Below are 1,820 nucleotides of genomic sequence, written 5' to 3'. Positions count from 1 at the left end.
GCGCAGGCGCGCGCATCCCCAGCATGGCGGCCTACGACGCCCTCTGCAAGGAGGCGGCGGACGACTTCGACGGCTTCTGGGCCCGCCTGGCGAAGGCCAACGTGGTGTGGAGCAAGCCCTTCACGCGCACGCTCGACGAGTCGGATGCGCCTTTCTACAAGTGGTTCGAGGACGGCGAGCTCAACGCCTCGGCCAACTGCCTGGACAAGCACATCGGCACGCCGGTCGAGCACAAGACCGCGATCCTCTTCGAGGCCGACGACGGCACGGTCACGCAGGTCACGTACAAGGAGCTGCTGGCGCGGGTCTCGCAGTTCGCCAACGCGCTCAAGGCCGAGGGCATCCGCAAGGGCGACCGGGTCGTCATCTACATGCCGATGAGCATCGAAGGCGTGATCGCGATGCAGGCCTGCGCCCGCATCGGCGCCACCCACAGCGTGGTCTTCGGCGGTTTCTCGGCCAAGGCGCTGCAGGAACGCATCATCGATGCCGGCGCGGTGGCCGTCATCACCGCCAACTTCCAGATGCGCGGCGGCAAGGAACTGCCGCTGAAGGCGATCGTCGACGACGGCCTGGCGCTGGGCGGCTGCGAATCGATCACGAGCGTGCTGGTGTACCAGCGCACCGCCACCGCCTGCCCCATGGTGGCCGGACGCGACAAGACCTTCGCCGAGGCCCTGAAGGGGCAGGCCAGCGTTTGCCCGCCGGTGCCGGTGGGCGCCGAGCACCCGCTGTTCATCCTCTACACCTCCGGCTCGACCGGCAAGCCCAAGGGCGTGCAGCATGCGACCGGGGGCTACCTGCTGTGGGCCAAGCTGACGATGGACTGGACTTTCGACMTCCGTCCCGAAGACGTGTTCTGGTGCACGGCCGACATCGGCTGGATCACCGGCCACAGCTACGTCGCCTACGGTCCGCTGGCCGCCGGCGCGACGCAGGTGGTGTTCGAGGGCATCCCGACCTTCCCGCACGCGGGCCGCTTCTGGCAGATGRTCGAGAAGCACAAGGTCTCGATCTTCTACACCGCGCCGACCGCCATCCGTTCCCTGATCAAGGCCGCCGACAGCGACGAGAAGGTCCATCCGAAGAACTGGGACCTGTCGTCGCTGCGCATCCTGGGCACCGTGGGCGAGCCGATCAACCCGGAAGCCTGGATGTGGTACCACCGCCATGTCGGCGCCGAGAAATGCCCGATCGTCGACACCTTCTGGCAGACCGAGACCGGCGGCCACGTRATCACGCCGCTGCCGGGGGCCACGCCGCTGGTGCCGGGCTCGTGCACGCTGCCGCTGCCGGGCATCATGGCGGCGATCGTCGACGAGACCGGCCGTGACCTGCCCAACGGCGCCGGCGGCATGCTGGTGATCAAGCGGCCSTGGCCCTCGATGATCCGCACCATCTGGAACGATCCGGAGCGCTTCAGGAAGAGCTATTTCCCCGAGGAGATGGGCGGCACGATCTACCTCGCGGGCGACGGCGCGGTGCGCAGYGCCGACCGCGGCTACTTCCGCATCACGGGGCGCATCGACGACGTGCTCAACGTCTCGGGCCACCGGCTCGGCACCATGGAGATCGAATCGGCGCTGGTGGCCAAGACCGACCTGGTGGCCGAGGCGGCGGTGGTGGGCCGGCCCGACGACCTGACCGGCGAGGCGGTCTGCGCCTTCGTCGTCCTGAAGCGCGGCCGCCCGGCCAGCGACGAGGAAGCGCGCAAGATCGCGGCCGAGCTGCGCAATTGGGTGGCGAAGGAGATCGGCCCCATTGCAAAACCGAAAGATATCCGCTTCGGAGAGAATCTTCCGAAGGAAGACACGCAGCGG

Annotated in this window: 1 protein-coding gene; it reads left to right on the top strand. The window is 68.2% G+C overall.

Annotation, left to right across the window (positions count from 1 at the left end; translation table 11 throughout):
* The coding region (gene acs / locus AC1DYD_RS41315; protein WP_478178480.1) for an acetate--CoA ligase at positions 1–1,820 on the top strand (1,820 nt) is incomplete at both ends.

Source organism: Variovorax sp. P4_B11, assembly GCF_056402355.1.
This window is presented reverse-complemented; position numbering and strand designations above follow the sequence as displayed.